We start from the raw sequence: 7,620 nt of genomic DNA, 5'->3' as shown, positions 1-7,620 counted from the left end.
AAGGACTGAAGTCCTCACTACGAACCTTTAAGAAGGACTGAAGTCCTCACTACGAACCTTTAAGAAGGACTGAAGTCCTCACTACGAACCTTTAAGAAGGACTGAAGTCCTCACTACGAACCTGATTTTGGGTAATTAACTGGACGAGATATTAAACCTTAAACTCTGCCCCAATTCGTCGCATTGCTTCTTCGACATTTTCCCGACTGTTAAATGCGGAAATGCGGAAATAACCTTCACCCGCTGCACCGAAACCAGAACCAGGTGTTCCTACCACATTCACGGTTTGCAGCAACTTATCGAAAAACTCCCAACTCGTCAAACCGTGAGGTGTTTTTACCCACACGTAAGGTGCATTTTCGCCACCATAAACCTCGATTCCTGCCGCTGTTAATTTCTCGCGAATTATCTTGGCATTTTCCATGTAAAAATTGATTAATGCCTTGATTTCTGCTTTGCCTTCTTCAGAATAAACGGCTTCTGCACCGCGCTGTACGATGTAAGAAACTCCGTTAAATTTGGTGGCTTGGCGGCGGTTCCACAATTTCCAAATTTCGACATCGGAACCGTCTGCTGCTTTTCCGGTTAAGGTTTTTGGTACTACTGTAAAGGCGCAGCGAGTACCTGTGAAACCTGCATTTTTTGAGAATGAACGAAATTCGATCGCACAATCGCGCGCCCCTTCAATCTCGTAGATGGAATGTGGTAGACTCGGATCGGTAATATAGGCTTCGTAGGCTGCATCGAAGAAAATAATCGAACCGTTCGCCTTAGCATAGTTTACCCAAGCTTGCAAGTGTTCTTTGGTTGCGGTTGCGCCCGTCGGATTGTTGGGAAAACACAGGTAAATTAAATCGACTTTTTGGTCTGTGGGAATTTGGGCCGTAAAATTGTTGTCTGCGGATATTGGTAGGTAGACAAAACCTTCGTACTCGCCTTTTTCGTTCGCATCTCCGGTATGTCCGGCCATGACGTTAGTGTCTACGTACACGGGGTAGACTGGATCTGTAACTGCGATCGTATTATTATTGCCAAAGATATCGAGAATGTTGCCGCAGTCGCACTTAGAACCGTCCGAAATAAAGATTTCCGAAGCATCAATCTCGCATCCCCGCGATTGGAAATCGTGCTCGGCAATTTTCTGCCGCAGCCATTCATAACCTTGTTCCGGGCCGTATCCTTTGAAGGTATCCCGCGAACCCATGTCTGCTACCGCTTTCACCATCGCCTCGCGACAAGCTGCTGGTAGGGGTTCCGTTACGTCGCCAATCCCCAGCCGGATGATGGGTGCACCGGGATTCGCGTCTGCGTAGGCTTTCACCCTGCGCCCGATTTCGGGAAACAGGTAGCCGGCTTTGAGTTTGAGGTAGTTGTCGTTGATAGTTGCCATAGTGCGATCGCTCTCAATGTCGTACAATAGCTTACTCCCAATTGTCTCTCTCAAGCAGAAGTAAGTTCGGCAACGAGCAAGCTACTGGATTTAACGGATGGATGTTCGGGTTCGAGGGAAGATTTTCCCCACTCGGACACTCTAACACTAGCCCAATCCGCCATTACAGGGAATCTGCGCAGTCGCTCACAGCCATTGACAAAAAAATCAAATCTGCTTGTATAATTAGAATAGTGTGCAGCGCAGAACCAATTATGGATGAGATAGAGTACGCCAAACTGTATCAAGAACTGGCGGCAATTCTGAATGAGTTTAATTTAGGTTGGGTAGTTCAACAAGTAGCGGATACTGTAGAGATAGGTAAGGTAATTGAAGAGCGATCGCTCAAACGAAAGACACCGCTCCTTAAGATAGAAGATTATACCGCAAAAGAACAACTTTTGCTGTTAATTGCTGCTGTCGAACAAGCGACGGTGAACACTTCCGAAATGGAAGACGAAATTGCTTATTTCTTGAAAGTAGAATCGGAAACCTCTCCCCTCGGTACCAAAATTATCTTTGCCAATTCCGGCGCAAAAACAGCCCAAACAATCGAGTTTACCTCCAGCGTGACAGCCCCACGCCACAAACAGGCGATCGCCCTCCAGCAATTACTCGAAAAACTGCCCTCCGGGCCGAGCAACTACGCCATCAATTCCGAAATTAAGAGCAAATTAAAAAGCTCGATCGATCCAGATTTGCACGGAGCGACAGAACAAGCCAGAATTTTTGATACTTATCTGTTCACGATTCTGCTGAAAGCAGTTGCTAATGAAGGTGCCAATATCTATTATAACAATGTTTTAGAAGACGAAACACCGAAATATTTAACCTTTAGAAAAACAGCGGGAAAAATCCACGGAACAGCACATCCATACACTCATGCTGTGGTGGAATTTCCCGACAAACCAGCCCTGGAAATTCACCTCGGAGTCAAAGTCCAAGGTAGAGCCGGAGTTCTGCACAATTGCAACCTGTTAATTTTGTCCCAAAAAGAAGCGAATATCTGTCGCTTGCTCAACCGCGAACCCCGACACTCGCAAGTAATTTTAGCAGTAAAATCTGAGCACTGCACCTCGGAAATTCAACTAGAAATTGCCGGGGCTTTTATCGGATTGGCATCAGATATCCGCTACGAAGGCGGCAGCTATTTCATTTCCAACAGTTACTCTCAACCCGTAGCAAAACTGCTGACTACAGCTCGCAAAAAATGGGAACTAAACATTTTTCCTAGAGCCACAAATGATGTCCATCGGCTGATGTACTCATTTCAAACGATCTTTAAAGACTTTAAGGCTCGAAACTGATTCAATTAAGATAAGACGGCGGTAGAAACCGCCAGAAAGTCAAACAATGTCCACTCCCCGCGGACTGAAGATAAAAAGGTGATTTTAAGGCTTTGCCTTCAACCCGCTCCCGTCGGGTGAAAGTTTGACGCTTACGCGGTTTCAACCGCCCGCTCTTCTTTTTCTCTTTTCCTTCAAATTCTGCTACATTAGGCAAGGAAATCATCTATCATGTTGCGAGCACCCGAACCTTACGAATAATGTTTAAGAAAGATAAATCTTCCCTGCTGTTTACGATCGGAGCCGCCACACTTCTGATCGGTTTAGGTATCCTCGCGTACTCGATCGTTATTTCCCGCGGGCCCGCCAAAGATTTGCCGGCGGGAGCAACCGTTGTCCCCCAAGATGCGATGATGACCCTATCCATCACCACCGATGAATCGCAGTGGAAAAGACTGCGAGAATTTGGCACGCCGGAGTCGAAAGCTTCGTTTGAAAGGTTTTTAAGCGAATTGCGCGATCGCCTCCTCACCAGCAACGGTTACGCCTACGCGCAAGACATTCAGCCTTGGGTGGGTAACACAGCAATGGTGGCCTTTCTCCGCAACAAAACAGCAATACCAGTCCCCCCGCGCGCGCCCAACGCGCCCCCGCCTCAGCCAATTCAGCAGTCAGTAGCAATTATCCTGCCCATCTCCAACCCGATTAAAGCCAAAGAATTATTAGCAAAACCCAGACCCCTCAACCAAGGAAAAATGGTTGAGCGCAATTACAAAGGGGTGCAAGTTACAGAAACTCAAGGTATACCCGATCGCAATTTCTCAGTCGCGGTACTGGGCACAAACTATTTAGCAGTCACCACAGATTCCACCGCCACAGACAGAATAATTGACACCTACAAAGGCGAACCATCCCTCGCCAAAACCCCGGGCTATGGAGACGCCATCCAACAAATCAAAGATTCCGGTGCCTTCGGTCAAATCTACGTGAATATGCCCGTTGCAGCAGCCTTTACAGCCGCCAACTCATCCCGCGAAATTTCGGCGGAAAACCTCGAAAAACTGCAACAAAATCAAGGATTTGCCACCACAGCGACGCTGGATGCAGAAGGAATTGGATTCAAATCAATCTCTTGGCTGAAACCAGACTCTACGATGCGTATAGCAGTAGAAAACAACGCTCTAAAAATGGCTAACCGCCTGCCCAGCACTACAATCATGATGGTATCCGGCGGCAACTTGCAGCGTTTGTGGCAAGACTACGTATTGGGAGCCGATGCTAACCCGCTGGCTCCGATTAATCCCCAGGTTTTGCGCACAGGTTTAAAATCGACTACTGGCCAGGATTTAGATAAAGATTTCATCAACTGGATGGCGGGAGAATTTTCTCTATCATTAATACCAGCCCCCGCGCAGAATCCCAAAGACAAATTTGCTGCGGGATTTGTATTTATGGTGGAAACAAACAACCGCAGCGCCGCCAACAAATCCCTGAAACAGCTTGATGAAACGATGAAAACTAAAGGGTTTAGAGTTGAGGAAATTCAACTTGGCGGCCAACCTGCGACTAAATGGACATCGGCGTTTGGAGGGATTACTGTAACTCGCGGCTGGATGAATGATGTAGCATTTATCACAGTAGGAGCTCCCGTGGTTGACGCGATTGTTCCGGCGCCGAAAAGTCCGCTTTTAAGTAGCGAATTGTTCCAAAAAACTGTACGATCGCAACTTAAGCCTCACAACGGCAATTTCTTCATCGACACCGAGAGTGCGTTTAACCCGAAAAACCTAGCTTTGCCCGAGTTTCCTCCCAGCCAAAAAATCTGGATTGACGCCACGCGGTCGATCGGCATTACAGCGGCCGTTATTGGCGATCGTACCACCCGCTACGACGCTTTTGTCGGACTCAAAAAGTCAGACCAATCCACTCCTTCACCAAAGCCCTCACCGAGTCCATCTTCACCGAGTTCATCTTCACCAAAGCCCTCACCGAGTTCATCTTCACCGAGTCCATCTTCACCAAGCCCTGCTTCACCGAGTCCATCTTCACCAAGCCCTGCTTCACCGAGCCCTGATTCAGCGAGCCCTGCTTCACCGAGCCCTGATTCACCAAGCCCTGATTCACCCAGCCCTGATTCACCCAGCCCCTCGCCCACCGTCCAAACTTCACCCAATTAACTGTTAAATTATTACACAAATCCGCCCGGACAACCGGTTAAACAGCAAAAGGGCGATCGATTAAAACCGAAAAGCAGCCGATGGAAACCGGCAATAACGGATTTGACTGCAAGAGGGAAATTGAGCCGGATTTAAGTTGTTTTACTTCACCAAACCTCACACCAAGAAACCGAAAAACCCGGTTAAATAAACCGGGTTTCTGAACACCATCAAAATTTGCCTTATAGCCCTAGGAAGAAGAAAGAGTTGACCGCTTGACAGTTGACCGCTTGACAGTTGACCGCTTGACAGTTGACAGGAGGAACAAGGAAGAGTTGACAGTGACAGTTGACCGAAGTCAAGCGTGAAGTCGGAAGAAGGAAGAAGGCTATAAAGGCTACACGATCGGGTAAAAATTAGGAAGTTCAGCAACGGATTCGCTGGCGCCAGATGTAACGGATGTAAAGGATGGAAGTCAAGCGTGAAGTCGGAAGAACAGGACTTAGGCGCACAAACCTTCAAACCTTAGTTTTTCAACTCCAGTCTTTGACTGCAACTAAGTATTTTCGTAAACAACCCGGTTTCTGAACACCTTAAAAAATTTACTTACTCCTGCTTGTCAGAATTTTCATTACAGGCTATTGTAGAGATAGCTGTGTTGTTTTTGAGAACAGCAAAGGAAAGATTTTTGACCGGGATTTTTGACCGCTCAGTCTTGGACGCAGAACCGGGTTTTTAGCCCCGTCCGGCGTTGAAACTCTCAATAATAGTTTAAAAAACAGGTTTCTCGGCATCGGAGTGCGTCTAAAATGCCGTTGTTTTTAATAGGTCATGCGGCAGATACAGATTCTACCGAGTTATATTTAGATTGTGGAGAAGATACGCTATTATTGTGATATATATGTTTTACACTTGAAAAACCTATGAAAACCGCCAATAATATTCAAATTCAGGCTAAATTACTGTCTCAACAAAGAATCCGCAAACTGGCACTTTCTCTGCAAATAGTCTTAATAAATCTTTACTTTTTGCAAGCAAAAGCCGAAGGTCAAATTGTGCCAGCGAACGATGAAACTGGCACTAAAGTCACTCCCACCCCAAGCGGAACTCCTACACCGCAAACTCGCTTCGACATTCAAGGCGGACAATTATCGAGCGACAAACAAAATCTCTTCCACAGTTTTACACAATTCGATTTGTCGCAAAATCAGATAGCCAACTTTATTTTAAACTCCAACATTAGCAACATTTTAGCGCGCATCAACGGCGGCAGCCCTTCGATTATTAACGGCTCAATTAAAGTAACCGGCGGCGCTAATGCTAACTTGTTTCTGATGAATCCCTCGGGCATCATATTTGGCAACAGTGCCAGCTTAAATGTGCCGGCTTCTTTCACAGCAACCACGGCCACCAGTATTGGATTTGGTTCTAATTCGTTTAACGCTGTCGGTACTAACACCTACACATCTCTGACGGGCACGCCCAATTCCTTTGCTTTTGGAGTCGCTCAAGCAGGGGCAATTATCAACACAGCCGACTTAGCAGTCAAGTCAGGGAACTTAACCTTGCTCGGCGGCACCGTTGTCAGCACAGGCAATCTTTCGGCACCAGGCGGTAAAATTACCGTTGCGTCAGTCACTGGGACAAATTTAGTGCGAATCAGCCTGGGAAACACTTTGCTGAGTTTGGACATCAAGCCGTCGTCAGCGACAAGCACCACTGGAACAGCGCCCACATCCTTGCCCGAACTGCTGACAGGGGTCGGTCAAACGAATGCTACAGGCATCAGCGTCAATGCTAGCGGTCAATTGGTACTTACAGCGTCTAACCGAGTAGTAGCTGCGGGGGACGTTGCAGTCAAAGGTGCCAGCGCTGGGGCGATCGACATTCAAGCAGCCAACACCCTTGCAGCCAGCGGCAACCTGACGAGTACACAAGGTGCGATCGTCCTACAAGCCAGGGGCGACATTACCACACTCGCTCTCAACTCCAACTCCACCACCGCAGCAGGCGGCAACATCAGCGTCACCAGCCGTGAAGGAAAAGTAGAAACAGGCAATATCAACGCAGGCTCCAGCGACAAAAACAGCAACGCCGGAGATATTAGTATTACAGCCTCAAGCATCATTCAAACAGGCTTCATAGACGCCAGCTCCCAAGATAAACAAGGCGGCGAAGTCACCCTCAACGCCCGCAACGACATTCAAGTAACCGGTATCAACACCCAAGGGCGAACACGCGGAGGAAATATTGACATTACAGCCGGCCGTTATTTCCGAGCTACAGACACTTTTACCTGCTTGGCGCAAGCTTGCAGCATTTCCGCGGCCGCGACTGGTAGCGCGAATGGTGGAGATATCACCATTCGCCACGGCGGCCAAGCCTTGAACGCTCCTTTCGGCGTCGGGCCCGACTATAAAAAAGTGAACGGTACTGCTGGCAGCATTGCCACTGGGAGCGAGAAGAAGGAAAATGTTATTGCATCCGGAGGTTATTCCAGCGAAAACCCTAAGAAAGAAGGGCCGACGACAATTAGCATTACGGCTTCTTCAGTCACACCAAAACCCGAACCAACTCCCGCACCCACACCCACACCCACACCCGAACCAACACCCACACCCACACCCACACCCACACCCACACCCACACCCACACCCACACCCGAACCAACTCCCGCACCCACACCCGCACCCACACCCGCACCCACACCCGCACCCACACCCGCACCCACACCCGCACCCACACCCGC

The 7,620-nt window shown here is 48.2% G+C and carries 4 protein-coding genes; 3 read left to right on the top strand and 1 reads right to left on the bottom strand.

Annotated elements, in window-relative coordinates; translation table 11 throughout:
• Nucleotides 1-151 precede the first annotated feature (151 nt).
• On the bottom strand, nucleotides 152-1,390 hold the full coding sequence (locus QUB64_RS32555) for an LL-diaminopimelate aminotransferase (protein WP_333278708.1): 1,239 nt from the start codon (nucleotides 1,388-1,390) through the stop codon (nucleotides 152-154).
• 254 nt (nucleotides 1,391-1,644) lie between these two features.
• Here QUB64_RS32555 and QUB64_RS32550 point away from each other — a divergent pair, with 254 nt between their 5' ends.
• The 3 genes from QUB64_RS32550 to QUB64_RS32540 form a co-directional block, all read left to right on the top strand.
• Entirely contained in the window at nucleotides 1,645-2,736 is a 1,092-nt protein-coding gene (locus QUB64_RS32550; RefSeq protein WP_333278706.1) for a hypothetical protein, read from the top strand.
• Between the two features lie 239 nt (nucleotides 2,737-2,975).
• Nucleotides 2,976-4,892 (top strand): DUF3352 domain-containing protein, encoded by a 1,917-nt coding sequence (locus tag QUB64_RS32545; RefSeq protein WP_333278704.1) that lies wholly within the window; start codon nucleotides 2,976-2,978, stop codon nucleotides 4,890-4,892.
• Between the two features lie 902 nt (nucleotides 4,893-5,794).
• On the top strand, nucleotides 5,795-7,620 hold a 1,826-nt coding region (locus QUB64_RS32540; RefSeq protein ID WP_333394344.1), incomplete at its 3' end, for a two-partner secretion domain-containing protein.

The organism is Microcoleus sp. Aus8_D2, from assembly GCF_036702665.1.
Taxonomy (GTDB): Bacteria; Cyanobacteriota; Cyanobacteriia; order Cyanobacteriales; family Microcoleaceae; genus Microcoleus.
Note: the sequence above shows the minus strand (reverse complement) of the source record. Positions and strands in the feature narration are given on the sequence as shown.

Bases quoted from the DNA above. Each gene is read 5' to 3' on its own strand.
- QUB64_RS32545 (WP_333278704.1), top strand. From the start codon at position 2,976: ATGTTTAAGAAAGATAAATCTTCCCTGCTGTTTACGATCGGAGCCGCC.
- QUB64_RS32550 (WP_333278706.1), top strand. From the start codon at position 1,645: ATGGATGAGATAGAGTACGCCAAACTGTATCAAGAACTGGCGGCAATT.
- QUB64_RS32555 (WP_333278708.1), bottom strand. From the start codon at position 1,390: ATGGCAACTATCAACGACAACTACCTCAAACTCAAAGCCGGCTACCTG.